This window comes from Streptomyces sp. NPDC046977 (genome assembly GCF_040644455.1).
Classification (GTDB): domain Bacteria; phylum Actinomycetota; class Actinomycetes; order Streptomycetales; family Streptomycetaceae; genus Actinacidiphila.
The window spans coordinates 153,878-179,469 of the sequence record NZ_JBEYWO010000016.1 but is presented as its reverse complement, the minus strand read 5'-3'; the positions used below and the strand labels follow the sequence as shown (position 1 = coordinate 179,469).

Below are 25,592 nucleotides of genomic sequence, written 5' to 3'. Positions count from 1 at the left end.
CAGCTCCTCAGGGGTCGGCTCACCGGATGGATTCCCCGTCAATGCGGCGCTGTCCCGTAACGCCCGGAAGACGGACGGGGTTTTCGGGGCATGAGAAAACTCGCGCGTCCCGGCGGACTCTCTCGGCGCAGGCTGCTCGGAGCCGCCGCCGCTCTCGCCCCTGCCACGATGGCCTCGTCGCTCTCCTTGCCCGGTACGGCCGCTGCCGCCGCTCCCGACCCCTACGCGGGGCTCGCCCAAGAGGCCGTCACCGCCTTCCGCAGCGCCTGGGACGCCTACCGGCGCCTGGCCTGGGGCCGGGACGAGCTGCGCCCCCTCAGCGGCACGGGCTCCGACTTCTTCATCCAGGGCAGCACGCTCGGCCTGACGATCATCGAGGCGCTGGACACGCTCTACCTGATGGAACTGGACGACGAACTGGCCGCGGGCGTGCAGTGGGTCAAGAACGACCTCGTGCTCGACCAGGACGCCCCTGTCCAGGTGTTCGAGACGATCATCCGGCTGGTGGGCGGCCTGCTCTCCGGGCACCTGGCCACCAGGGACCCGGTCCTGCTCGACCGCGCACGCGACCTCGCCGACCGCCTGCTGCCCGCCTTCACCCGGTCGCCGACCGGGGCCCCCTACCGTTATGTCAACCTTTCCACCGGCGCCGTGAGCGGCAAGGAGAACAACCTCGCCGAGATCGGCACCTGCATCACCGAGTTCGGCGAGCTGTCCCGGCTCACCGGAGACCGGCGCTACTACGACGCCGCGAAGAAGGCGCTGCGCGCCGTCTACGACCGCCGCTCGCGGATCGACCTGGTCGGCACGGCCCTCAACGTCGAGACCGGCGCGTGGACCGGCACCACCGCCACCCTCGACCCGCCCGTCGACTCCTTCTACGAGTACCTGTGGGACGGCTGGCAGCTGTACCGCGACCCGGACCTGCGGACCTGGTACAACACGCTCACCGCGGGCGTCTTCCGCCACCTGGCCGAGCGGCGCGACGGCCGGCTCTGGTTCCGCCAGGCGGACATGACCACCGGGCGGACCATCAGCCGCTACCAGTCGGAGCTCACCGCCTTCTACGCCGGACTGCTCGCCCAGAGCGGCCGGATCGCCGACGGGGAGGCCTACCACGACAGCTGGACCGCCGTGCTCGCCGCCCACCGCCTGCCCCCGGAGATGATCGACTACACCACCCTGCGCGCCGTCGACGCCTCCTACCCCCTGCGTCCCGAGTACGTCGACTCGTGCCTCTTCCTCTGGCTGATCACGAAGAAGGAGCGCTATCGCGCCCGGGCGCGCGACATGTTCCTGCGGCAGAAGAAGTACTGCAAGGTCCGCAACGGCTACACGGCGATCAGTGATGTGACGACGCGGCCGATGAAGCAGACGGACCTCACCCCGGCGTACTGGTTCAGCGAGAACGCCAAGTACTACTACCTCCTCTTCGCCAGGGCCCGGCGCTTCGACTACGCCTCCAACTACCTGACCACGGAGGGCAACGTGCTGCGCGGGCTGCGCTGAGCGCGCTGACCGGGCTGACCGCGCTGTCGGTGTCCCAGTCAGCCGGCGGCGACCACCTCCGCCTCGTGCCGGACCGGGAAGTTGACCGAACTGGCGATGAAGCAGAGCCGGTGGGCGTCCTCGTGCAGGGCGACGGCGGCGTCCACCATGGCGGCCGAGGCCACTTCCACCCGGGGCCGCAGCACGGCCTCGGTGAAGTGGCCGCCGCCGTCGCCGGTTTCCAGCAAGGTGGCCTCGGCGCGGTCGGTGTAGGCGGTGACGACCACTCCCGCGACGGTGCACACATGCAGGTAGGAGAGCATGTGGCACTGCGACAGGGCGGCCAGCTGGAGCTGTTCGGGATTCCAGCGGGCCGGGTCGCCGCGGAAGGCGGGGTCGGAGCTGCCCGGGATCACCGGCACCGGCAGCCCGGGCGCGGACACCTCGTGGTCCCGGCCGTAGGCGCGGTAGGCGCTCGTCCCCGAGCCCCGGTTGCCGCTCCAGACGACCTCGGTGGTGTAGGTGTGGTGCTTGCTGATGTCGGGCACGGCTACCGCGTCCTCTCGTCCGTGTCGTTCCGCTCGGAGGCGGCGCAGGTGTCCGCCACGTGCTCGCGGGCGGCCGCGTGGGCCTCCGCCGCGCGGCCCTCGACGATGGCGGCGAGCAGTCGGCGGTGCTGGGCGGCGACCTGCTCGGGGCGTTCCGGGGCGGTGAGGGAGAGTCGGGTGGAGACCTGGATCTGGTCCCACAGCCGGTCCAGCGTGCCGGCCGCCACCGGGTTCGCGGACAGGGCGGCGATGCCGCTGTGGAAGCGCCGGTTGTGCCGGACCGCCTCCTCCAGCCGCCCCGCCGCCGTCGCCTCCTCCGCCTGCGCCGAGACACGCTCCAGCGCGGTCAGTTGGGCGGGGGCCAGCTCCCCGCGCCGCTGCCGTCCGGCGGCCAGCTCGGCCGTCAGCGCCTCCAGGGCGCCGCGCACCTGGTAGGCGTGGCGCAGCGCCTCCGGCCCGAGTTCGACCACGCTCACCCCGCGCCCCGCGGAGCGCACCAGCCCGTCCGCCACCAGCGCGCGGAACGCCTCGCGCACCGGCGTACGGCTCATGGCCAGCGCCGCCGCCGTCTCCAGCTCGGTCAGGCGCTGGCCGGGGGCGTACACCCCGTCCAGGATCAGTTCCCGCAGCCGCCGATGGGCGGTGTCCGTCTGCTGCACGAGAGCCACTGTATTCATTGCATGCAATGAATACAAGAGCGGAGCGTCCGCGTCCCATGACTGGAAGTGGCCATGCCGGGGCATGCATTGCGCGTAGATGTTCGACCCCGGAAGGGCGCGAGCTGCCGGAGCGGAGCCGATGGAACGTCAGCCTGCGCAGACGGGCGACCGGGAGGTCGGGGACACCGCCGAGGCGCACCTCCTGCACCGTCCGCTCCAGCACGCCGACCTGCCGGCGGTGGCGGACGTCCGCAGGCTGCTGCGCGAGTCCTTGACGCGCTGGGGCGTCCCCGCCCTCGCCGACACCGCCGTCCTGCTCACCACCGAACTCGTCACCAACGCCCTGCGGCACACCGACCGGGGCGCCGTCCTGACCGCCACGCTGTCCACAGTGTCCACAGTGTCGACGCCCCCTGCGCCCCGACTGCGTGTTGAGGTACGGGATTTCACCACCCGCCATCCCCGGCTGCGCGCCCCCTCCACGCACGGGACCGGCGGTCGCGGTCTGCAGCTCGTGCAGTCGCTCGCCGACGCCTGGGGCGTGCGCGCCGAGGGGGACGGCTCCGGGAAGGTCGTGTGGTTCGAGCTGGACGCGACACCGTCCTGACGGAGCGTCATGTCGAGGGGGTTCCGGGAACGGCACTGCCCCGGCCGGAAGTCCCGGGCCGGGGCAGTGACATGACGCGAGGAAACACGGGTGGGATCAGCCGTACTGACGCTCCAGGTCCGCCAGCTTGCGCTCCAGGGAGTCCAGCTTGGGCAGGGCCATGGTGTCGTCCTCGGCGGTGAGGTCGATGGTGGTGCGCCTGGCCTCTTCACGGACCGGCGACAGTGCCGGACGGGAGCGCGAGGACAGTTCGGCCTTCTCCGGCTCTATGGCAGGCTCCGCGGAGGCCTGCGTGCCGGCCGGGTTGGCGCTGGGCAGCTCGTACTTGCTGCCACCGCGGTTCCAGATGCGGTGCTGCCGGTTGATGGCCTTGATGCGTGCGCGCTCCAGCCGCTCGTGCTCGCGGCGGCGCATCGCCTCCTGGTCCTTGCGGACCCGCTCGTCGCGCACCTCCTCGACCGCCTCGTCCAGGGTGCGGACGTTCTCCAGAAGCATGAGGGACCAGGCGCCGTAGGTCTCGCGCGGGGCGCGGAGCCAGCGGATCATGCGGATCTGCGGCAGCGGGCGGGAGATGAGCCCCTGCTCGCGCAGGGCCGCGCGGCGGGTCTGCTTCAGTGCCCGGTCGAAGAGGACGGCTGCGGAGAGCGACATGCCGGCGAAGAACTCCGGCGCGCCCGCGTGGTCGCCGCCGCGGGGGGCGTGCACCCAGTTGAACCAGGCCGCGGCGCCCGCGAACAGCCAGACCAGGATGCGCGAGCCGAGGGCCGCGTCACCGTGGCTGGCCTCGCGGACCGCGAGGACGGAGCAGAACATCGCGGCACCGTCGAGACCGAACGGCACCAGGTACTCCCAGCCCCCGGTCAGGCCCAGGTTCTGCTGGCCGAAGCCCACCAGGCCGTGGAAGGACAGGGCCGCGGCGACCGAGGCGCAGCCGAAGAGCAGGACGTACGAGGCCGTGCCGTACAGGGCCTCCTTCTTGCGCCGCCGCTCCTCCGAGCGCTCCCAGGAGTCGCCCTGGGCAGCCTCGTCCTTGCGGGACTTGCGGTTGCGCAGGAACACCGCCGCGGCGGCGAGGACCGCCACGCACGCGGCGCCCGAGAGCGTCCAGTCAAGCGTTATGTCCGAAAATCTCATACGCGCGATTCCTTGCGTCGCAGTACCGTCGCGCTCGGGCCGCGAGACGGCGTTCGCGCGACATCCTGGCGAACGCCTCGGACGCGTGAAGCGGTTTCGGGACAAGAGAACGCCAACGGAGTGGTGGCGTGGGGAGAGACCGACAGAATACTCGAACTGGCGAGCGTTCTTAGCCCAGTTGACCTAGTGGAGGGCTCTGGCGTGACCCCGCTCGGGCTGTCCGGCGGGCGCCGTGACGCGCGCTGCCGGGTCATGTGCGAGGTGGACTGGACAAAAGATCCAAATGAGGTGAGCCTCGCCTTGCTTCGCTTCCGGGGGCAGGGCGGGAGGTAAGTTCTCGAAGCAGGTCGTGGAGAGTGTTGCAATAGAGGGCGGCGCGCACCGACTGTAGGAGTGCGCCAGGCGCACACCGACCCGTCCGAAGGAGCCCCCGTGGAGTACGCCCCTCGAGCCGCACGGCCGGCCCAGGCGGCCGCCGCAGCGGCCCCCGGGCTGCCGCCCGGCCACGACGAGCTCGTCCGGGGCGCCCACCCGCATGCCGAGCGGCACCAGGAGGCCGGGCCTCTCCGGGGCACCGCCCCGGGCCGTGCCGAGGCGCTGCCCCGGCCGCGCCGGATGCCCGAACGGCACTCGGTGCGCGACCAGGTCCTGCGAGCACTGCGCGGTGCCCTGGTGACCGGCGAGCTGCGCCCCGGCGCCGTGTACTCGGCCCCGGCGCTCGCCGAGCGCTTCGGGGTCTCGGCCACACCCGTCCGTGAGGCCATGCAGTTGCTGGCCCGGGAAGGTGCCGTCGAGGCCCTGCCGAACAAGGGCTTCCGGGTCTTCGAGCGCAGCCGCCGGGACCGCGCGGAACTCGCCGAAGTGCGCGCGCTGCTGGAGGTGCCCGTCGTCCTGCGGCTGGCCCGCACCGTGCCGTCCTCCCGCTGGGAGCAGTTGCGGCCCCTGGCCGAGGCCACCGTCGCCGCCGCCGCGCTCGGGGACCGCGCGGCCTACGCCGAGGCCGACCGGGCCTTCCACCGCGCGCTCCTGGAGGTCTCCGGCAACCGGCAACTCGTCGCGGTCGCAGAGGAGTTGCACCGCCGCGCCCAGTGGCCCGTCGCCGAGGACCACGCCCGCGCCGGCGGTACGCCGCGCGGTATCCGGGCCGAGCTCGTCGCCGACGCCGGCGAGCACGCCGCGCTCCTGGAGGCCCTCGTCAGCGGTGACCTCCCCGTGGTCGAGGCCCTGGCCCGCGGCCACTACGGCGACTGAGGGGCCGTCCCGCACGGTCCGGGCGGCGCGCGAAAGGAAAACCCGTCACAGAAGTCCGGTGAATGTGGGGAACCTGTCAGGAACCGTTCCTGTTCCCGTGGTCCCGTACGGGAATTGTTCGCGGGCCGAAAAGCGCGCGATAGAATTCACGCGCCTGCGGACGGTCGCGGATTCGGGGCCGAGGAATGCCGGACCGACCCCGCGTCTTTCGCGCAATGGGCGGGCGTATACGGTTCGTGCATGACTCATGGATATGTTCGGCCGCTGTCCGGGCGTGTGCGGCGACGACGGAACGCACTGCTCGGTGCGGCACTGGGCGCCCTGGTGCTCGGCACCGCCGTGACCGGGTGCGCGGCCGGCAGCAGCGCGGCGGCACGCGGGGCGGGAGCGCCCTCCTCCGGGCCCGGCGCGCCCGCGTCGCCGCTCAGCGCGTCCCTGTCCCCGAGCCCGTCGGCGAACACGGCGAACCCGGCGAACACAGCCGACGCGTCGGACGCCTGGGCGAGATGGGGACTCAAGCCGCTGGCGCCGGCCCCGGAGCCGCCCGCCGTAAAGCCGGTCGAACTCACCGCGCACGGCCCGGTCCCCGTGATATCGAATGTGCCGACCAAGGAGAAGATCGTCTTCATAACGATCGACGACGGACAGGAGAAGAGTCCCGACTTCGTCCGGATGCTGGGGGACTTGAAGGTCCCCGTCACCATGTTTCTGACGAATGACGCCATCAAAAGCGACTACGGCTATTTCGCGCAGCTCCAGGGGCTGGGAAACCATGTGCAGAACCACACCCTGCACCACCCGGACATGACGCGGTTGTCGCCCGCCCGGCAGCGCGCCGAGATATGCGGGAACCAGGAAGTCCTCACCCAGCGGTACGGCACGGCCCCCCTCCTGTTCCGCCCGCCGTACGGCGCCGGAGCGTACGCGGACTCCCTCGGCGCGGCGGTGCGGCAGTGCGGTCCGCGGGCGATCGTGCTGTGGCGCGAGTCCATGCAGATCAAGCAGATGCAGTACCAGACCGCGGACAAGCGGCTGCGCCCCGGGGACATCATCCTGGCGCACTTCCGCGGACCCGCGGAGCTCAAGGGCGTCACGATGACGCACATGTTCGCCAACATGCTCCGCCACATCCGCGAACAGGGCTTCACCGTGGCCCGCCTGGAGGACTACATCCAGGCGCCGCCCGCCGCGCAGTGAGCACCCGCCCTGCCGCGCCGCGGTCCTGAACCGCGGTCGTGCATGGGCGTGCCGGCGCCTCTCGCGAGGCGCCCGCGCCTATGCGACCGCCTCGCCGTCCAGGGTCTCCGCCAGCCACACGGGTACGCCGCCGAGCAGCCGGAACAGCCGTGCGGCCTCGGCGCGCAGCCGGGCCGCCTCCGGCTCGGCCTCCACGGTCGCCAGCGAGGCCAGGGCCGGGGCGGTCCCGACGAGGTACCCGGTTTCCACCCGCAGCCGCAGCGACTCCGCGAAACCCTCCCGGGCCGCGGCGAGATCGCCGTCGCGGGCCGCGAGTCCCGCCAGACGCCCGAGGATGTGGGAGGTGAGCAGCGGGTCGCCGTGCGCCTCGGCCCCGGCCCGCGCCCGCAGGTAGGAGGCCCTGGCCGCCGTGGCGTCGTCGCCCAGCCGCTCCGCCACCAGGCCCCGCCGGTAGTCCAGCAGCGGCCGTCCGGGCGCGCCGGGCTCCAGCAGCGCGGCACTGCGCATCAGGGCCGCCCGCGCCTCGTCCGCGCGGTCCCGCGGCCCGAAGAGCGTCACGAGGTAGGCGAGGTTCCCCCGTTCGCAGGAGGCCTCGCCGCGCTCGTTGTCGGTACGGGCCAGGGCCTCCGCCGTGCGCAGCGCGTCCTCGGCCTCCGCCCAGCCGTCCAGGGTGAACAGGCACCGCTCGATCAGCAGTGCCGCCCGCCGCGTGGCGGCCTCCGGACGCTCGGCGGCGTACGGCGCCAGCAGCGCCGCGGCCTCCGTCCAGCAGCCCCGCCCGCGCAGCCGCGCCACGTCGGGGGGCGCGCCACCGCCCTCGGCCGGTCCCACCTCTGCGTCCGACATGGCGGTGTCCGCCACTTGCCCTCCCGAAGCGCGTCATCGAGCCCGTTGGGCGAAGTCCAGCACGGCACGGGGTGCCGCGCCAAGAGGGCGGACACGCATCGATCACGGCGCCCTCCGCCGCGCGCGCTCCCCGCGCCCCGCGAGGACCGGGGCGCGAGCCTCGCCGGGAGCGGCCGAATTGTTCCGCGTACCTCGGCCGACCGGCGGCGGAGCCGGCTTCACCACCTCGTGGGCCGGCTCCCGGGCCCGCCGGGGCAGCGCGGTGACTACCGGCTGCGGGTGATCGACTTGTGCTCGACGTAGCCGGTCAGGCCGACCTTGCCGTACTCGCGGCCCACCCCGCTCGCCTTGTAGCCGCCGAACGGGCCGTCGAAGCTCATCGGCGAGCCGTTGACGGTGACCGTGCCGGTGCGCAGCCGGCGGGCGACGGACAGGGCCCGCTCCGGGTCCGCCGACCAGACGCCGCCGGACAGGCCGTACTCGGAGTCGTTGGCGATGCGGACCGCGTCGTCCTCGTCCTCGTACGCGATGACCGCCAGGACCGGGCCGAAGATCTCCTCCTGGGCGATGCGCATGGAGTTGTCGACGTCGGCGAACACGGTCGGGGTGACGTAGTTGCCCTTCTCCAGGCCCTCGGGGACCTGCGGGCCGCCGGTGACCAGGCGGGCGCCCTCCTCGATGCCGAGGGTGATGTAGTCGATGACGCGCTGCTGCTGGTCGCGGCGGATCATCGGGCCGATGAACGTGTCGGGGGCGGACGGGTCGCCGACCTTCAGCGACTCCACCATCTCCTTCACCGCCGCGACGACCTCCTCGTACCGGCTGCGCGGGGCGAGGATGCGGGTCTGCAGGATGCAGGCCTCGCCGTTGTTGGCCAGCGAACCGAACCGCAGGCCCTGCGTCACGGCCGGCAGGTCCGCGTCCTCCAGGACGAGCGCGGCGGACTTGCCGCCCAGCTCCAGGCCGACGCGCTTGAGGTGCTCACCGGCGATCGAGGCGATACGCCGCCCGGCGCGCGTCGAACCGGTGAAGGAGATCTTGTCCACGCCGGGGTGCGAGACGAGGTACTCACTGGTCTCGCGGTCCGCCGGCAGCACGCTGAGCACGCCCTCGGGAAGGCCCGCCTCGTGCCACAGCTGTGCCAGCAGCATCATGCTCAGCGAGTTCTCCGGAGAGACCTTCAGCACCACGGTGTTGCCCGCCAGCAGGGCCGGCACCAGCTTGGCGGTGGCGGCGGAGAACGGGGAGTTCCACGGGATGACGGCGGCGACCACGCCGATCGCCTCGCGCCGCACGATGGTGTCGAAGGCCACCGAAGGATCGGACGGCTCGACGACCTCCTCCCAGCCGAACTCCTCGGCCGCCTTGAGGTACGCGCCGACCTGGCGGGTCAGGAACGGCTGGCCGGCCTTGGTGAACCAGCCCGCGGAGCCGTTCTCGACGGAGATCGCCGCGGCGACCTCGTCGGCACGCGCCGCGCGCAGGGCGTCGTAGCGCCGGACGATCTCCTGCCGCTCCTCGGGCGCGGTGCGCGGCCACGGCCCGTGGTCGAAGGCCTCGCGGGCCGCGGCGACCGCCGCGTCCACGTCGGCGGGCGCGGCCTGCGCCACGCTGCCCAGCAGGGACTGGTCGTGCGGGGAGAGGATGTCGAGCAGCAGGTCCGGGTCGCTGGGGGCGACCCAGGAGCCGCCGATGTAGAGCTTGTCGTGGACAGTCATGTCGTGCGGGTTCCTTCGTACGGGACGGGCAGAGGGGGAGAGGGGACCGGCCGGGCCGGTCAGGCGGTGGGGTAGCCCGTGGAGCGGCTGACCTCGGCCCACGCGCGGGCCTCGGCGAGCCGGCCCTCCTCCGAGCGGATGGCGATGTCCAGGGCGTCACCACCGAGCAGGAGCCGGCGCGGGGGCTCCTCGGCGTCGACCGCGCCGATGATCGCGCGGGCCATGCGGTCCGGGTCACCGGGCTCGTTGCCGGCGTACTCGGCGAAGCGGGCCAGCCATGCGCCCACCGTGGACGCGTAGTCGGGGGTGACCGGGCCGGACGGCTCCGCCGCGCCCGCGGCCCAGCCGGTGCGGATGCCGCCCGGCTCGACGATGGTGACCTTCACCCCGAACGGCGCCACCTCGTTGGCGAGGACCTCGGAGAAGCCCTCCACGGCGAACTTGGCCGTCTGGTAGGCACTGAGGCCGGGCGTGCCGCCGACGCGCCCGCCGATGGAGGAGATCTGGACCACGTGCCCGGACCGTTGACGGCGCATCACCGGCAGCACCGCCCGGGTCACATGGACCACCCCGTAGAGGTTGGCCTCGACCTGGGCGCGGAACTCGTCCTCGGGGAAGTCCTCGATCGAGCCGCTGGTGGCGTAACCGGCGTTGTTGACCAGCACGTCGACCGAGCCGAACCGTTCCACCGCCTTCGCCACCACGTCGCGGGACTGCGACGCGGAGGTGACGTCCAGCGCCACCGCCTCCAGCCGCTCCGGGTACCGGGCCCGCAGGGAATCCAGCGATCCGGGGGTGCGCGAGGTCACCACCACCCGGTCGCCGTCCTCCAGCGCCGCGAGGGCGAGCGCCTTGCCCAGCCCCTGCGAGCCTCCGGTGATCAGCCATGTGCGTGACATGCGCGTGCCTCTATTCCTCGGTCCATCGGTTCGTCGGTCCATCGATGCGCGCCTCTCCTGGCGGCAACTCCAACGTAGAGGGTTTTCCGTGAAACGCAACATCAATGTTGCATCTAATCGACGTGTTGCATCTCACGGCGAGTGTTTGATGGCGCAAGTGATGCCGGACGGTAGAATCGGCGGACCATGAGAGCCGACGCCGCACGCAATCTGACCGCCGTCCTCCAGGCCGGCGCCCGCCTCCTGGCCGAGGACCCGGGCACCTCCATGGCGGCCATCGCCGCCGCCGCCGGAGTCGACCGCACGACGGTCCACCGCCGCTTCGCGAACCGGGAGGCCCTGCTCAGCGCCGTCTTCCAGGCCAAGCTCGACTCCTCGGGACGCGTTCTGGACGAGGCGCGCCTGACCGAGGCCCCGGTCCAGGTGGCCCTGCACCGCTACCTCGAAGGGATCATCCCCGTCAGCCGGGAATGGCCCGTCGACACCCGGCGGATGATGCAGCAGGACCCCGAGGCCAGCGCCCGTCGCGACGAGCAGAGCGCCCGCCTCGACGCCTTCGTCCAGCGCATCGTCGACGAGGGCTTCCTGCGGCCGGACACCGACCCCGCGTGGGCGCGGGCGGTCCTCAGCGGACTCGTCGACTCCGTCGCGCACCGGTTCCCCGATGTGGACCCCCCGCGGGCCGCCGACCTCGTCGCCGCGACGTTCCTGACGGGCCTCGGCGCGGACTGACGCCCGGCCGGCGGCGGTCAGCTCATCCGCAGGGCCAGGAAGAAGTCGACCTTGTCCTCCAGCCGGGACAGGTCACGGCCCGTCAGCTGCTCGATGCGCCCGATGCGGTAGCGCAGGGTGTTGACGTGTAGGTGCAGCCGGTTCGCGCAGCGCGTCCAGGACCCGTCGCACTCCAGGAACGCCCCCAGCGTGGGGATGAGGTCCGCGCGGTGCCGCTGGTCGTAGTCCCGCAGCGGGTCCAGCAGGCGGGCGGTGAAGGCGCGGCGGACGTCATCGGGGACGAAGGGCAGCAGGAGGACGTGGGAGGCGAGCTCCTCGTGGCCCGCGACGCACACCCGGCCCGGGCGGGCTGCGGCGACGCGGCGGGCGTGGCGGGCCTCCTCCAGGGCGCCGCGCAGCCCGTCGGCGGAGTGGACGGCGGCGCTGACGCCTATGGTGAGGCGGCCGTCGCCGTCGAGGCCGTGGCTCAGGGGGGCGCGCAGCATGCCGAGCAGCCGCTGGGCGGACAGCTCGGGTGCGGGGCCCTCGGTGTCGACCGAGGAGAGCGGGACGAGGGCCAGCGCCTCGTCGCCCGCGTGGGCGACGGCGATGCGGTCGGCCGGGTCCGAGCCGACGGCGGCCGGATCGACCAGCGCCTCCTCCAGCAGCGCCTGGGCCGCGGGACCCGACGGCACGCCGCCGCCCGCCCAGTCGACGCGGGCGACCACGACCTGCCAGTGGGGGGCCGCGCCCAGCCCCGGCGCGAGGACGGGCGCGGCGACCCGCAGCCGCGCGGCGATCTCGGACGGGGGCGCGCCGGCCTGGACCAGGTCCATGACCTCGGCGGCCAGCCGCCGCCGCACCGTGCGGGAGGCGTCGCGGCGCTCGCGTTCGACGGCGATGAGCTGGGTGACGCCGTGGAGCAGGTCGAGCCGTTCGGCGGGCCACTCGCCGGCGTCGGCGTCGACGGCCAGGAACCAGTCGGACAGCAAGGTGGCCCGGACGTCGGCCGCCGGGTCGCCGCTGCGGATCGGGAAGAGGGAGTAGGGGCGCCCCGCCGCGTACGCGCGGTGCGGTGAGCGCCGCCCGGTCCGGGACGCGGCGAGGTGCTCGCCGGCCAGTTCTGCGCGGACCTGCGGGGGCAGGGGGTGGTCGGAGCCGGCGATGCGGCGCCCGGTCGTGGACAGCACCCACGCGCGCAGGTCCAGGTCACTGCCGAGCAGGTCGAGGACGGCGTCCGGGCCGCCCCCCGCCGGGCCCGAGGCCATCAGGCGGCGGTGCCGCTCGACGACGGCCGCCAGGTCGCCCGCGCGCTCGGTGGAGACCTGGCGTACGACGTGCTCGGTGATGGAGGCGAAGGAGACGTCCTCGTCCACCGCGAACAGCGGCAGGCGGTGCCGGGCGCAGGCCAGCACCAGGTCGTCGGGGACGGAGCCGAGTTCGGCCTCGCCGGCCGCGAGCCCCGTGACCCCGGCCGCGGTGAGGATGCGCACGAAGCGCTCGGAGTCGGCGGGCTCCCGGCGCCACGCCAGACCGGTCAGGACGAGCTCGCCACCGGTCAGGTAGCGGCTGGGGTCCTTCAGGTCGGTGGTCATCACCCCGCGGACGGTGCGGTCGAGCTCCTCCTCGCCGCCGAGCAGTCGCAGCCCGAGGGCATCGGTGTCCAGGAGTGCGCGCAGCCGCATCGTCGTCGCCTCGTCTCGTACGCCTCCGGCCGAGGCGGTACCAGGGTGGCGCCTGATGCATTGCGTCGGTGTTGCCACCGCGATGCCGACAGGTTTCCGGTCCGCGATTTTCGGAGGAATCTACAAGGCAAGCCTACCGACCAGCCAAGTGCTTCAGGTGTTCGGTGACTGCACCCGGACGGGTGCAGGGAAGTGTACTGAGTCACATCGCGTGAACAGGACATGAACGAGCCATTTTGTTCCCGACGAGAAGAGAGCGCCGCATGGACTTCCTGCGTCCCGCGAGCTGGGAGGAGGTGCTCGCCGCGAAGGCGGAGCATCCCTCGGCCGTGCCCATCGCGGGTGGTACCGACGTGATGGTCGAGATCAACTTCGACCACCGGCGTCCCGATGTCCTGCTCGACCTGAACCGCGTCGCCGAGCTCCACGAGTGGGAGGTGGGGGAGCGGACCGTGCGGCTGGGCGCCTGCGTCCCCTACACCCGGATCATGGAGCACCTGCGGCCGCAGCTGCCGGGCCTCGCCCTGGCCGCGCACACCGTGGGCTCCCCCCAGATCCGCAACCGCGGCAGCGTCGGCGGCAACCTCGGCGCGGCCTCCCCGGCGGGCGACGCGCACCCGGCGCTGCTGGCCGCCGGCGCCGAGGTCGAGGCCGTCTCGGTGCGCGGCACCCGCATGATCCCGGTCGAGGAGTTCTACACCGGCGTCAAGCGCAACGCGCTCGCCCCGGACGAGCTGATCCGCGCCGTCCACATCGCGAACGCCGACGGCCCCCAGCAGTTCTCCAAGGTCGGCACCCGCAACGCGATGGTCATCGCGGTCTGCGCCTTCGGCCTGGCGCTGCACCCGGAGACCCGCACGGTCCGCACCGGCATCGGGTCGGCGGCGCCCACCCCGGTCCGCGCCGTCGTCGCGGAGGAGTTCTTGAACGCGGCCCTGGAGGAAGGCGGGTTCTGGGACAACGGCCGGATCGTCCCCCCGGCCGTGGCCCGGCAGTTCGCCGAGCTGGTCGCCGCCTGCGCCAGCCCCATCGACGACGTCCGCGGCACCGCCGCCTACCGCCGGCACGCGCTGACCGTCATGGCCCGCCGCACCCTCGGCTGGACATGGCAGGAGTACCGCGATGGGACGGGAGGCACCCGATGCGCGTGACCTTCACCGTCAACGGACGCCGCCAGGAGGCAGACGACGTCTGGGAGGGCGAGAGCCTGCTCTACGTCCTGCGTGAGCGGATGGGCCTGCCCGGCTCGAAGAACGCCTGCGAGCAGGGCGAGTGCGGCTCGTGCACGGTGCGCCTGGACGGTGTCCTCGTGTGCGCCTGCCTGGTCGCCGCCGGGCAGGCGCAGGACCGGGACGTGGTGACCGTCGAGGGCCTGGCGCGGTACGCCGAGGAGCGCGACGCCCCTGCGGCGGACAACGCCCCCGGCGGCACCGGCCTGGACGCCGCCCGGCAGTGGCAGGCCCGCCCCGGCGACCCGGCCACCGCGCTGTCGCCCGTCCAGCAGGCGTTCCTCGACGCGGGCGCCGTGCAGTGCGGCTTCTGCACCCCCGGCCTGCTGGTCGCCGCCGACGAACTGCTGGAGCACAACCCCCGGCCCACCGACGCCGACATCCGCGAGGCCCTGTCGGGCAACCTGTGCCGCTGCACCGGCTACGAGAAGATCCTCGACGCGGTCCGCCTCGCGGCCGCCCGCACCGGGGCGGAGGGCTGACCGCGATGGGCGTGACCCGTACCCCGGCACCGACCACCCAGGGCAGCGAGACCAGGGGCGGTGTCGGCGAGTCCACGCTGCGCCCCGACGGACTCCTCAAGACCACCGGCGAGTTCGCCTACGCCTCCGACCTGTGGCACGAGGACATGCTGTGGGGGCACACGCTCCGCAGTCCGCACGCGCACGCCGAGATCGTCGCGATCGACATCTCCGCGGCCCTCGCCCAGCCGGGCGTGTACGCGGTCCTCACCCACGAGGACCTGCCGACCGGCGTGCGGCACTACGGGCTGGAGCTCCAGGACACCCCCGTCCTGGCCCACGGCCGCGTCCGCCACCACGGCGAGCCGGTCGCCATCGTGGCCGCCGACCACCCGGAGACGGCACGCCGCGCCGCCGCGAAGATCCGGGTCGACTACCGACCGCTGCCCGTCGTGGTGGACGAGGCCACGGCGACCGCGCCGGACGCGCCGCTCCTGCACGAGGGCCGCACCGACCACTACATCGGCCATGTCCCGCACCCCAACATCGTGCACCGGCAGCCGGTCGTCCGCGGCGACGCCGAGGCGGCGGCCCGGCGCGCCGACGTCGTCGTCACGGGCGACTACGAGGTCGGGATGCAGGACCAGGCGTTCCTCGGCCCGGAGTCGGGACTCGCCGTCCCCGCCGAGGACGGCGGTGTGGACCTCTACATCGCCACCCAGTGGCTGCACGCGGACCTGCGCCAGATCGCCCCCGTCCTCGGACTGCCGGAGGACAAGGTCCGTATGACGCTCTCCGGCGTGGGCGGCGCCTTCGGCGGGCGCGAGGACCTGTCGATGCAGATCCACGCCTGCCTGCTGGCGCTGCGCACCGGCAAGGCCGTGAAGATGGTCTACAACCGCTTCGAGTCCTTCTTCGGCCACGTCCACCGCCACCCGGCGAAGCTCCACTACGAGCACGGTGCCACCCGCGACGGCCGGCTCACCCATGTGAAGTGCCGGATCGTGCTGGACGGCGGCGCCTACGCGTCCTCCTCGCCCGCCGTCGTCGGCAACGCCGCGTCGCTCGGGGTGGGCCCGTACGTCGTCGGCGACGTGGACGTCGAGGCCATCGCGCTCTACACCAACAACCCGCCGTGCGGGGCCATGCGCGGCTTCGGCGCGGTCCAGGCGTGCTTCGCCTACGAGGCGCAGATGGACAAGCTGGCCGCCGCGCTCGGCATGGACCCGGTGGAGTTCCGGCAGCTCAACGCCATGTCCCAGGGCTCGGTCATGCCCACCGGCCAGGTGGTGGACTCCCCGGCGCCGGTCGCCGAACTCCTGCGCCGGGTCAAGGCGATGCCGATGCCGCCGAAGGCCCAGTGGGAGAGCGCCGGAGGCGCGGTCGACGTGCGCGCCCTGCCGGGCGGCCTGTCCAACACCACGCACGGCGAGGGCGTCGTACGCGGCGTCGGCTACGCGGTCGGCATCAAGAACGTCGGCTTCTCCGAGGGCTTCGACGACTACTCCACCGCCCGGGTCCGTCTGGAGGTGGTCGCCGGCGAGCCCGTCGCGACCGTGCACACCGCGATGGCCGAGGTCGGCCAGGGCGGGATCACCGTGCACGCGCAGATCGCCCGCACCGAGCTCGGCATCACCCAGGTCACCATCGACCCCGCCGACACCCGGGTCGGTTCGGCCGGTTCCACTTCGGCGTCCCGGCAGACGTACGTCACCGGAGGTGCGGTGCGGCACGCCTGCGAGGCGGTGCGCGAACGCGCCCTGGAGATGGGCCGGGCCAGGTTCGGCAGCGGGCACCCGGCGTGGGCGACCGCCGAACTGCTCCTGGAGGGCGGCAAGGTGGTCACCGACGGCGGTGAGGTGCTGGCCCCGCTCGCCGAGGTCCTCGGCGACGAGGTGATCGACATCGAACGGGAGTGGCGGCACCGCCCGACCGAGCCCTTCGACCTGCGGACCGGCCAGGGCTTCGGCCACGTCCAGTACTCCTTCGCCGCGCACCGCGCGGTCGTCGAGGTCGACACCGAACTCGGGCTGGTGAAGGTCGTCGAACTCGCCTGCGCCCAGGACGTCGGCAAGGCGATGAACCCGCTGGCGGTCGTCGGCCAGATCCAGGGCGGCACCACCCAGGGGCTGGGGCTGGCCGTCATGGAGGAGATCGTCGTCTCCGACGGGGCGAAGGTCAGGAACCCGTCCTTCACCGACTACCTGATCCCCACCATCCTCGACACACCGCCGATCCCGGTCGACGTGCTCGAACTCGCCGACCACCACGCCCCGTACGGGCTGCGCGGCGCGGGCGAGGCGCCGACCCTGTCCTCCACCCCGGCGGTCGTCGCCGCCATCCGCGCGGCGACCGGGCTGCCCCTGGAACGCGTACCGGTACGACCCGAGCACCTCACAGGTACCTGACGGAGCGTCAAGGAGCGCCTTTCATGCTGGACATCGCCGGTGAACTGCACCGCTGGGCAGGGCAGGGAAGGGCGTTCGCGGTCGCGACCGTCGTCACGGTCGGCGGCAGCGCGCCCCGGCAGCCCGGGGCGGCCCTGGCGGTCGACGCCGGGGGGACCGCCGTCGGCAGTGTGTCGGGCGGCTGCGTCGAAGGCGCCGTCTACGAGGTGTGCCGGGAGGTGCTGGAGTCCGGGGAGCCCGTGCTCCAGCACTTCGGCCCCGCGGACGACGACGCCTTCGCCGTCGGACTGACCTGCGGCGGCGCCATCGACGTCTTCGTCCAGCGGATCGCCCCGCGCGCCGAGCCGCACTACGCCGCGGCACTGGCCGGCGCGGTCGCCGGGGACGCCGTCGCCGTGGCCAGGATCGTCCGCGGCCCGGCCGCACTGCTGGGCCGGGGGCTGCTGGTGCGGCCCGGCGGAGCATACGAGGGCACGCTCGGCGACCCGTTCCTGGACCGCACGGCGGCCGCCGAGGCCCGCGCGCTGCTGACGGCGGGACGCACCGCGACCGCGCACATCGGCGCGGACGGCAGCCGCTGCGGCGAGCCGGTCACGCTGCTCGTCGAGGCCGGGGTGCCGCCGCCGCGCATGCTGGTGTTCGGCGCGGTGGACTTCGCCGCCGCCCTCGTACGGGCCGGCCGGTTCCTCGGGTACACCGTGACGGTCTGCGACGCCCGCCCGGTCTTCGCGACCGCCCGCCGCTTCCCCGACGCCGACGAGGTGGTCGTCGACTGGCCGCACCGCTACCTCGAACGGACCCCGGTCGACGGCCGCACCGCGGTGTGCGTGCTCACCCACGACGACAGGTTCGACGTCCCGCTGCTGGAGCGCTCCCTGCGCATGCCGGTCGGCTACGTGGGCGCCATGGGGTCCCGGCGCACCCACGAACAGCGCCTGGAACGGCTGCGCGCGACGGGCCTGGCGGAGGGGGAACTCGCCCGGCTGCACAGCCCCATCGGGCTCGACCTCGGCGCCCGCACCCCGGAGGAGACCGCGCTGTCCATCGCCGCCGAGATCGTCGCCCATCGGCGCGGCGGCTCCGGCGTCCCGCTCACCGGCGGGCACACCCCGATCCATCGCGACGAGCCCGCGCCCGCCGCACCGGCCGCGGGCGTCACCACTCCGGCGGCGTGACCGGCGCGAGCGCCTGCTCCGCCCAGATGACCTTGCCCGTGGCGGTGTAGCGGGTGCCCCATCGCTCGGCGAACTGGGCGACGAGGAACAGGCCCCGGCCGCCCTCGTCCGTGGTGGCCGCGTAGCGCAGGTGCGGGGCGGTGCTGCCGGCGTCGGAGACCTCGCAGATGAGCGTCCGGTCCAGGATCAGCCGGACGTGGATGGGCTCGGCCCCGTAGCGGATGGCGTTGGTGATCAGCTCGCTGAGCAGCAGTTCGGTGGTGAAGGACAGCTCCTCGAATCCCCATGCGGCCAGCCGGCGGGACACCGCCGCCCGGACACCGGCGACGGCTGCCGGGTCGCCCGGCACGTCCCATTCCGCGACGCGGCTGCCGTCCAGCACCCGGGTGCGGGCCACGAGCAGCGCGATGTCGTCGGCGGGGTCCGGCGGCAGCATCGCGTCGAGCACGTCCCGGCAGATCGCCTCGGGGTCCCGGCCCCGGCGCCCCGCCAGGACGCCGCGCAGCTGTTCCAGGCCCTCGTCGATGTCCCGCTCGCGGTCCTCGACGAGGCCGTCGGTGTACAGGACGAGGGTGCTGTCCTCGGGCAGCACGACCTCCACCGCGGAGAAGGGCATCCCGCCGAGGCCCAGTGGGGGTCCCTGGGGCAGTTCGAGGAAGTCCACCGCGCCGTCGGGGCGCACCACGGCGGGCAGCAGATGGCCCGCCCGGGCCAGGGTGCACACCGCCGAGACGGGGTCGTAGACCGCGTACAGGCAGGTGGCGCCGGAGACCGCGGTGCCGCCGGGGACACGTTCCGCCACCGCGCTCGCGTCGTCGTCCTCACCTTCGCCGGTGTCCGGGAGCGCGTCGGGCCGGTCCATGCGGCCGACCAGTTCGTCCAGGTGGCTCAGCAGCTCGTCCGGCGGCAGGTCCAGGGCGGAGAAGTTGTGCACGGCCGTGCGCAGCCGCCCCATGGTGGCTGCCGCGTGCAGGCCGTGCCCGACGACGTCCCCCACCACCAGGGCGACGCGGGCGCCCGGCAGTGGGAGCACGTCGAACCAGTCGCCGCCCACCCCGGCCTGCGCGGGCAGGTAGCGGTAGGCCGCGTCGATCGCGTTCAGCCGGGGCAGCTTCTGCGGCAGCAGGCTGCGCTGCAGGGTCTCGGCCATGGTGTGCTCGCGGGTGAACCGGCGGGCGTTGTCGATGCAGACCGCGGCGCGTGCCGCCAGCTCCTCGGCCGGCGACAGGTCGTCCTCCTCGTACGGCGGGCTCTCCTGGGAACGCCAGAAGTTGACCAGGCCGAGCAGGACGCCGCGCGCGCTCAGCGGCGCGCAGATCAGCGAGTGGATGCCGAAGGAGAGGACCTTGGCGTTGCGCTCCGGGTCCTGCCGCCGCCAGTCCGCGGAGTCCGCGAGACGCGGCTCCAGGACCGCGCGGCCGGTCGTCAGCCCGGCGGCCTGGGGACTCGACGGCCGGACCGCCACCGGGTGCCCCTCGGGGCCCAGCGGCGGGTCCGGGCGCACCCCGCCCACCGCCACCCGGCGCATCGTCACGGCCGGGCCGGGCCGCAGCGGCTCCTCACCGCGCAGCACCGGTTCCGCCAGGTCCACGGTGACGTAGTCGGCGAAGCGCGGTACGGCGACCTCGGCGAGCTCCTCGGCGGTTCGCGTGATGTCCAGCGTGGTGCCGATCGCCACGCTCGCGTCGTACAGCAGCCGCAGCCGGGTCCTGGCCGTCTCGGCACGGCCGGACAGGGCGCGCAGCTCGGTGGCGTCCCGCAAGGTGGCCACCGAGCCGGGCGGGCCGCCGTTGAGGTCCGTGGGCCGGTTGTTGAGCACCAGGAGGCGGTCGCCGGCCGGCAGTACCTCGTCCGTCACGGTCCGGCCCGAGGAGAGCAGTTCGCGGGTCCGCTCGTCCAGGCCGAGCTCGCCGACGGGCCGGCCCTCGGCGTCCGCGGGCAGCCGCAGCAGCCGCCGCGCCTCGTCGTTGGCGAGCTGGAGCCGCCCGTCCCCGTCGAGGATGAGGACGCCCTCGCGCACCGCGTGCAGCACCGCGTCGTGGTGCTCGTACATACGGGTCATCTCCAGCGGCCCGAGGCCGCCGGTCTGGCGCAGCAGCCGTCTGCCGATCAGCCAGGTGCCGCCCATGGCGAGCGCCATCGCCACGGCGGCGCTGCCCAGCAGGATGGGCAGGATGTGGTTGACCACGCCGCTGACCTTGGCGACGGTGATGCCCGCGGACACGATGCCGACGACCTTGCCCTGGGCGTCGAACACCGGCACGTTCGCCTGGATGAGCGGTCCGAGGGTGCCCGTGACGGTCTCCGTCACCACCTCGCCGCGCAGCGCGGGACCGATGTCGCCGACGAACTTCTCCCCGATCCGGTCCGGCACGGGGTGGGTGTAGCGGGTTCCCTCGGTGTCCGTCACGACGATGAAGTCCACGCCGGAGCGCTTGCGGGCCTCCTCCGCCCTCGGCTGCAGGACCGCCGAGGGGTCGGGCGACGCCAGGGCCTGGGCGACCCCGGGGGCACTGGCGAAGGCGGCGGCCACGGCCACCGAGCGGTTGCCCACCTCCTGCCGGCTGTCGTGCTTCGCCTGCACGAGCAGTTCGGCCACCGCGGCGGCGACCAGCAGGAGCACCACCACGACCTGCAGCAGGAACACCTGGCCGGCGACGCTGCGTCCGGCCAGCAGAACGCGCAGGCCCCGGGCCGGCGGTCTTCGCGAGGCCTGCTGGTCGATGGGGCCCGCCATAGGGCCATGTCTACACGCACGGAACCGATGAGGCGACCGGTACGCGGGGTACGGTCCGCGGCCGCGGCGCGTGCGCCGGACGAGTGCCCCGCGGCGTGCGCGGACAGCGGTCCGACGGCCGCGCAAACAGGTGAATTGCCGATGTTTTAGGGCGGTCATAGCGTGGACTCATGGCTATCGCAACCACGAGTCCTGTGACAGGTGAGGTCCTCAGGAGGTTCGATGAGCTGACCCCTGAGGAACTCGAGGACAAGCTCGCCCGGGCGGCGGCCGCGGCCGCCTCGTACCGGCTGACGGGCGTCGAGGAGCGGGCGGAATGGCTGCACCACGCGGCCGACCGTCTGGAGAAGGAGGTCGAGAGCGTCAGCACGATGATCACCTCGGAGATGGGCAAGACCTTCCGCGCCGCGGAGGAAGAGGTGGTCAAGTGCGTGCACGGGCTGCGGTTCTACGCCACCGAGGGGCCCGCGTTCCTGCGGGACCTGGAGTCCGACGCCGGGCGCGTGGGCGCCGCGCGGACCTTTGTGACGTACCAGCCGATCGGCGTGGTGCTCGCCGTGATGCCGTGGAACCTGCCGCTGTGGCAGGCCATGCGGTTCGCCGCGCCCGCGCTGATGGCGGGCAACGTGGGTCTGCTCAAGCACGCCTCGAACGTGCCGCAGTGCGCCCTGTACCTGGAGGAGCTCTTCCGCGACGCGGGCTTCCCCGACGACGTGTTCCAGACGCTGCTGATCTCCGCCGGCACGGTGGAGCAGGTGCTGCGCGACCCGCGGGTGGCGGCGGCGACGCTGACGGGCAGCGAGCCCGCGGGGCGGTCGGTGGCCGGCATCGCCGGTGACGAGATCAAGAAGGTGGTCCTCGAACTCGGCGGCTCCGACCCGTTCATCGTCATGCCCTCCACGAACCTGGAGCGGGCCACCGATGTCGCGGTCAAGGCGCGGTGCCTCAACAACGGGCAGTCCTGCATCAACGGCAAGCGCTTCTTCGTGCACGAGGAGATCGGCGGCGCGTTCCTCGAGATGTTCGTGGCGAAGATGGGCGCGCTGGTGGTGGGCGACCCGATGGACGCGGCCACCGACGTCGGGCCGCTGGCCACCGAGTCCGGCCGCGAGGACGTGGAGTCGTACGTCGACGACGCCGTCGCCAAGGGCGCGACGGTCCTGCTCGGCGGCGAACGCCCCGACCGGCCCGGGTGGTTCTACCCGCCGACCGTGCTGACCGGCACCACGCCGGACATGCGCATGTACCACGAGGAGGTCTTCGGCCCCGTGGCGCAGGTGTGGACGGTGCCCTCCCTGGACGAGGCCCTGCGAGAGGCCAACGGGCACCCCTACGGCCTCGGGTCGAACCTGTGGAGCGAGGACGAGGCCGAACGCGAACTGTTCGTCCGCGACGTGCAGTCGGGCATGGCCTTCATCAACGGCAACACGACCAGTTACCCCGAGATCCCCTTCGGCGGCGTCAAGCGCAGCGGTTACGGCCGCGAGCTGTCCGACCTGGGCATGCGGGAGTTCATGAACGCCAAGACCGTCTGGATCGGGCAGCACGCCTGAACCCCCGGTCGCCGGGGAGCAGTCGGCACGACCGGCCTCGCGCCGCCCTCGCGGCGCGCGGCCCGCCGAGCACAGGGAGGCCGGGCGATGAGCGACACGAACCGGACGGCGCCGTCCGGGCAGAGCGGACCCGTGGTCGCGGTGCTGGGCACGGGCACCATGGGGGAGGCCATGGCGCGCAACATCGCGGCGGCGGGGCTGGGACTGCGTGTCTGGAACCGCAACCGCGCCGTCGCCGAACCGCTGACCGACGCCGGCGCGACGGTGTGCGGTACACCGGCCGAGGCCTGCCGCGGCGCCGACGTCGTGCTGACGGCGCTCGCGAACGAGCAGGTGGTCGCCGACGTCATGGACCAGGCCCGCGACGGCCTGGCCGGCCGGCCCGTGTGGGTGCAGACGTGCACGGTCTCCCCGGACGGGGGCAGGCGCCTCGCGGCGCAGGCCGAACGGCTGGGCGTCCCGTACGTAGAGGCCCCGCTGCTCGGCACCAAGGAGCCGGCCGTGGCCGGCACCCTGACCGTCCTGGCGGCCTCCCCGCAGCGGGAGGCGCGGGAGCTGGTGCGGCCGGTGCTGGAGGCGGTGGGCTCGCGCACCGTCTGGCTCGACGAGGTGGGCCGGCCGAGCGGCCTCAAACTCGCCTACAACGCCTGGGTCCTGACCACCGTGGAGGGCATCGCCGAGTCCCTCACCCTGGCCGGCACCCTGGGCGTGGACCCGCACATGGTCATCGACGTCATCGACGGCAGCGGCCTCAACAGCCCGTACGTCCAGACCAAGGGCCCGCGGATGCTCGACGACGACCTCGACACCCCGTCGTTCCCCCTCGAAGCGGCCGCCAAGGACGCCGGGCTGATCACCGACACCGCCCGTGCCGCGGGACTGCACCTGGGGATCGCCGAGGTCGTCAGTGAACGGCTGCACCTCGCGAGCGACGACGGACTCGGCCGCGCGGACGTCGCCGCGACCTACCGGATGTCCCGCCACGCCGCGGTCTGACCGGACCGCCCTGCGAAGGAGGCGGGTGAGGAACGATGACCCGTGCCGGCATCGCCGCCGCGCGTGCGAGCACCGCGCAGCTGGCGGAGATCGTCCCCCAGGTGGACGACGCCCAGTGGGAACTGCCGTCGGCGTGCGAGGGGTGGCGCGTCATCGACGTGATGGCGCACCTCGCGGCGCTGGCCTCCGAGGCGGTGGACCCGCCACCGCCCGATCCGTCACTGCCGGCGAACCGCGAGCGCTACCACGATCTGCGTGTCGACGAACGCCGTGGACTGAGCCATGCCGACGTCCTCGCCGAGTGGCGACTCAGCACCCCCCGGCAGCTCGACCTCCTGGAAGCGGCCCAGGAACCGCCCGCGGCGGGGGAGCCCGTGGAGGTGCCCGGCCTCGGGACGTATCCGCGGCATCTCCTGGCGAACACCATGGCCTTCAACGTCTTCTGCCATCTGCGCAACGACATGCTCGCCCCGGACGGTCCCCTGCCCTTCACCCTCCCGGAGCCGGCCGACGGCGAGGTGGCGCCCGCCGTGGAGTTCATGCTCGCCGGCCTGCCGCAGATGCAGGGCCCGGAGCTGGCCGCGACGGTGACGCGGCCCCTCGTGCTCGACCTGACCGGGCCGGGGGCCACCACCGTCACCGTCCTGCCCGCCGACGGGCCGGACGGGAGGCTCACCGTGGTGCCGGGCGCCGACGCGTCCACCCGCGTCCACAGCACCGCACTGGACTTCATCGCCTGGGGCACCACCCGCACACCCTGGCGCGAGCACTGCCGCATCACGGGGGACGCGTCCGCCGCTACACCGTTCCTCGACCGCCTCGACATCGTCTAGCGGTGCACCCGAGCCGGCCGAAGGCAGGGGCGCCCGCCGGGCGCCCCTGCCTTGTCACGGAGAGCTCAGCCGCGCAGAGGCGCCAGGGCGCTGCTCCAGGCGACAACCTCGTCGATGAGCGTCGACAGGGTGGCGGCCTGGTGCTCACCCGGGGCGAACTCGGAGAAGTTGACGAAGTCGGTGAAGAGCGACAGCGCGACCTGGGTGCGCACGTCGGCCATCTTCAGCTCACCGGCGATGAGGCGCAGGTGCTCGGCGGCGCGGGCGCCACCCACGGAGCCGTAGGAGACGATGCCGAGGGCCTTGTTGTTCCACTCGGCGAACAGGTAGTCGATCGCGTTCTTCAGCACACCGGAGGTGGAGTGGTTGTACTCCGGGGTGACGAAGATGAAGCCGTCGAAGCTCGCGATCTTCTCGGCCCACTCCTTGGTGTGGGCGTTCTGGTACTGACCCATGGCCGGGGGCATGGGCTCGTCGAGGTGGGGGAGCGGGTAGTCCGCGAGGTCCACCAGCTCGAAGGTCGCGTCGCCGCCGTGGGTACGGGCCTGCTCGACGACCCAGTGGGCCACCTTCTCGCCGTTGCGGCCGGGACGGGTGCTGCCGAGGATGATGCCGATCCTGGTCATGTCGGGAATTCCTGATCTGTGCATGGGGAAATTGATCTTGAAGCTTCAAGTGAAGCCTCGCTCGAACTGTAACAGACGAACTTGAAGCTTCAAGCCTCTCCGTTAACCTGGTCCTCATGACGAAGAATCCGGACACGTCGCAGGACGAGGTGACCGCGGCGGAGCCCCGCTGGCTGCGCGGCGAGGAGCTGGCGACCTGGATGTCGATGGCCCGGGTGCTGACCCTGCTCCTGCCCGCGCTGGAACGGCGGCTGGAGCGCGACGCCGACCTGAACTGGATGGAGTACCACGTCCTGGCGAAGCTCTCCGAGCAGGAGGGCCGCACCATGCGGATGAGCGAGCTGGCCGGCCTCGCGAGCGCTTCCCTCTCGCGCCTGTCCCACGTGGTCAAGCGCCTTGAGGGGCGGGGCTACATCCGTCGTGAGACCGATCCGTGCGACGGCCGGTACACCAATGCCACCCTCACCTGCGAGGGCTTCGGCAAACTGGCCGCCTCGGCCCCCGCGCACGTCGACGCGGTCCGCGCTCTGATCTTCGACGCCCTGGAACCGGGTGAGGCCGTCCGCCTCAAGTCCGCGTTCGACCGTATCTACGCCGCCGTCGACGCGGCGGGCGACGGCTGCTGACGCTTCCGGAGGTGGAGAGGGGCGCCGCGGGTGGCTCGTGGCCGACCCGCGGCGCCCCCGGCGCTCCCTGACGGATGGTCAGGAGTTCATGGCGGCGGGCCGGCCGGCGCGCCGCGGTCGCCGTGACCGCGGCGGCGGCCTTCCTTGCACGTGAGCCGGGACGCGGAGCTCCTGGGGTGCCGGTGGGGGGACGCGCGGCTGCCGG

Annotated in this window: 22 protein-coding genes and 1 pseudogene; 14 read left to right on the top strand and 9 right to left on the bottom strand. The window is 73.1% G+C overall.

What is annotated here, in order from left to right; translation table 11 throughout:
• Positions 1-90: 90 nt before the first annotated feature.
• Positions 91-1,509, top strand: a complete 1,419-nt coding sequence (locus ABZ883_RS23620; protein ID WP_360909113.1) for a glycoside hydrolase family 47 protein — start codon at positions 91-93, stop codon at positions 1,507-1,509.
• Between the two features lie 38 nt (positions 1,510-1,547).
• Here ABZ883_RS23620 and ABZ883_RS23615 read toward each other — a convergent pair whose 3' ends face one another.
• Complete coding sequence (locus ABZ883_RS23615) at positions 1,548-2,027, bottom strand: OsmC family protein (protein WP_360909196.1); 480 nt, start codon at positions 2,025-2,027, stop codon at positions 1,548-1,550.
• Positions 2,028-2,038: 11 nt separating this feature from the next.
• Positions 2,039-2,695: a GntR family transcriptional regulator gene (locus ABZ883_RS23610; protein WP_360909111.1), complete on the bottom strand. Its 657-nt coding sequence runs from the start codon at positions 2,693-2,695 to the stop codon at positions 2,039-2,041.
• 139 nt (positions 2,696-2,834) lie between these two features.
• Here ABZ883_RS23610 and ABZ883_RS23605 point away from each other — a divergent pair, with 139 nt between their 5' ends.
• Complete coding sequence (locus ABZ883_RS23605) at positions 2,835-3,302, top strand: ATP-binding protein (RefSeq protein WP_360909109.1); 468 nt, start codon at positions 2,835-2,837, stop codon at positions 3,300-3,302.
• Between the two features lie 96 nt (positions 3,303-3,398).
• On the opposite strand, the gene ABZ883_RS23600 is transcribed toward ABZ883_RS23605, so the two are convergent.
• Positions 3,399-4,436 carry a DUF2637 domain-containing protein gene (locus ABZ883_RS23600; protein WP_360909107.1) on the bottom strand — a complete coding sequence of 346 codons (1,038 nt, stop codon included), beginning with the start codon at positions 4,434-4,436 and terminating at the stop codon, positions 3,399-3,401.
• Positions 4,437-4,868: 432 nt separating this feature from the next.
• On the opposite strand from ABZ883_RS23600, the gene ABZ883_RS23595 reads away from it, so the two are divergent.
• Positions 4,869-5,687: a GntR family transcriptional regulator gene (locus ABZ883_RS23595; RefSeq protein ID WP_360909105.1), complete on the top strand. Its 819-nt coding sequence runs from the start codon at positions 4,869-4,871 to the stop codon at positions 5,685-5,687.
• 240 nt (positions 5,688-5,927) lie between these two features.
• Positions 5,928-6,884 carry a polysaccharide deacetylase family protein gene (locus ABZ883_RS23590; protein ID WP_360909103.1) on the top strand — a complete coding sequence of 319 codons (957 nt, stop codon included), beginning with the start codon at positions 5,928-5,930 and terminating at the stop codon, positions 6,882-6,884.
• 78 nt (positions 6,885-6,962) lie between these two features.
• Here ABZ883_RS23590 and ABZ883_RS23585 read toward each other — a convergent pair whose 3' ends face one another.
• The 3 genes from ABZ883_RS23585 to ABZ883_RS23575 all read right to left on the bottom strand — a co-directional run bounded on the left by ABZ883_RS23585 (position 6,963) and on the right by ABZ883_RS23575 (position 10,347).
• Entirely contained in the window at positions 6,963-7,730 is a 768-nt protein-coding gene (locus ABZ883_RS23585) for a hypothetical protein (protein ID WP_360909101.1), read from the bottom strand.
• Between the two features lie 266 nt (positions 7,731-7,996).
• Positions 7,997-9,448 carry an aldehyde dehydrogenase gene (locus ABZ883_RS23580; protein WP_360909099.1) on the bottom strand — a complete coding sequence of 484 codons (1,452 nt, stop codon included), beginning with the start codon at positions 9,446-9,448 and terminating at the stop codon, positions 7,997-7,999.
• Between the two features lie 59 nt (positions 9,449-9,507).
• Positions 9,508-10,347 carry an oxidoreductase gene (locus ABZ883_RS23575; protein WP_360909097.1) on the bottom strand — a complete coding sequence of 280 codons (840 nt, stop codon included), beginning with the start codon at positions 10,345-10,347 and terminating at the stop codon, positions 9,508-9,510.
• 186 nt (positions 10,348-10,533) lie between these two features.
• Between ABZ883_RS23575 and ABZ883_RS23570 the strand changes: the two genes are divergently transcribed.
• A complete protein-coding gene (locus ABZ883_RS23570; RefSeq protein ID WP_360909095.1) occupies positions 10,534-11,079 on the top strand; it encodes a TetR/AcrR family transcriptional regulator in 546 nt (181 codons plus the stop codon).
• Positions 11,080-11,096: 17 nt separating this feature from the next.
• On the opposite strand, the gene ABZ883_RS23565 is transcribed toward ABZ883_RS23570, so the two are convergent.
• Entirely contained in the window at positions 11,097-12,743 is a 1,647-nt protein-coding gene (locus ABZ883_RS23565; RefSeq protein WP_360909093.1) for a PucR family transcriptional regulator ligand-binding domain-containing protein, read from the bottom strand.
• A gap of 263 nt (positions 12,744-13,006) precedes the next feature.
• On the opposite strand from ABZ883_RS23565, the gene ABZ883_RS23560 reads away from it, so the two are divergent.
• The 4 genes from ABZ883_RS23560 to ABZ883_RS23545 are packed head-to-tail and all read left to right on the top strand — an operon-like array spanning position 13,007 to position 18,016.
• Positions 13,007-13,894 carry an FAD binding domain-containing protein gene (locus ABZ883_RS23560; protein WP_360909091.1) on the top strand — a complete coding sequence of 296 codons (888 nt, stop codon included), beginning with the start codon at positions 13,007-13,009 and terminating at the stop codon, positions 13,892-13,894.
• A complete protein-coding gene (locus ABZ883_RS23555; RefSeq protein WP_360909089.1) occupies positions 13,885-14,454 on the top strand; it encodes a (2Fe-2S)-binding protein in 570 nt (189 codons plus the stop codon). The genes ABZ883_RS23560 and ABZ883_RS23555 overlap by 10 nt, the downstream gene beginning before the upstream one ends.
• Positions 14,455-14,459: 5 nt before the next feature.
• Positions 14,460-16,841 carry a xanthine dehydrogenase subunit D gene (gene pucD / locus ABZ883_RS23550; RefSeq protein ID WP_360909087.1) on the top strand — a complete coding sequence of 794 codons (2,382 nt, stop codon included), beginning with the start codon at positions 14,460-14,462 and terminating at the stop codon, positions 16,839-16,841.
• A gap of 23 nt (positions 16,842-16,864) precedes the next feature.
• Complete coding sequence (locus tag ABZ883_RS23545) at positions 16,865-18,016, top strand: XdhC/CoxI family protein (protein ID WP_360909085.1); 1,152 nt, start codon at positions 16,865-16,867, stop codon at positions 18,014-18,016.
• Here ABZ883_RS23545 and ABZ883_RS23540 read toward each other — a convergent pair.
• Positions 17,997-20,753 carry a SpoIIE family protein phosphatase gene (locus ABZ883_RS23540; RefSeq protein ID WP_360909083.1) on the bottom strand — a complete coding sequence of 919 codons (2,757 nt, stop codon included), beginning with the start codon at positions 20,751-20,753 and terminating at the stop codon, positions 17,997-17,999. The two genes, ABZ883_RS23545 and ABZ883_RS23540, sit on opposite strands and share 20 nt — an antisense overlap.
• Before the next feature lie 170 nt (positions 20,754-20,923).
• On the opposite strand from ABZ883_RS23540, the gene ABZ883_RS23535 reads away from it, so the two are divergent.
• From ABZ883_RS23535 to ABZ883_RS23520, 4 genes and pseudogenes are all read left to right on the top strand, one after another.
• Positions 20,924-22,306: an NADP-dependent succinic semialdehyde dehydrogenase gene (locus ABZ883_RS23535; RefSeq protein WP_360909081.1), complete on the top strand. Its 1,383-nt coding sequence runs from the start codon at positions 20,924-20,926 to the stop codon at positions 22,304-22,306.
• Between the two features lie 75 nt (positions 22,307-22,381).
• Positions 22,382-22,891: pseudogene (locus ABZ883_RS23530) on the top strand (NAD(P)-binding domain-containing protein); the annotation flags it as partial.
• Positions 22,865-23,302, top strand: a complete 438-nt coding sequence (locus tag ABZ883_RS23525; protein ID WP_360909194.1) for an NAD-binding protein — start codon at positions 22,865-22,867, stop codon at positions 23,300-23,302. The pseudogene ABZ883_RS23530 and the gene ABZ883_RS23525, both read left to right, overlap by 27 nt.
• Before the next feature lie 35 nt (positions 23,303-23,337).
• Complete coding sequence (locus tag ABZ883_RS23520) at positions 23,338-24,135, top strand: maleylpyruvate isomerase family mycothiol-dependent enzyme (RefSeq protein ID WP_360909079.1); 798 nt, start codon at positions 23,338-23,340, stop codon at positions 24,133-24,135.
• A 65-nt stretch (positions 24,136-24,200) separates the two neighbouring features.
• Here the strand turns inward: ABZ883_RS23520 and ABZ883_RS23515 are convergent, their stop codons facing one another.
• Positions 24,201-24,761, bottom strand: a complete 561-nt coding sequence (locus ABZ883_RS23515) for an NAD(P)H-dependent oxidoreductase (RefSeq protein WP_360909077.1) — start codon at positions 24,759-24,761, stop codon at positions 24,201-24,203.
• A 116-nt stretch (positions 24,762-24,877) separates the two neighbouring features.
• On the opposite strand from ABZ883_RS23515, the gene ABZ883_RS23510 reads away from it, so the two are divergent.
• Positions 24,878-25,387: a MarR family transcriptional regulator gene (locus ABZ883_RS23510; RefSeq protein ID WP_360909074.1), complete on the top strand. Its 510-nt coding sequence runs from the start codon at positions 24,878-24,880 to the stop codon at positions 25,385-25,387.
• Positions 25,388-25,592: the final 205 nt, after the last annotated feature.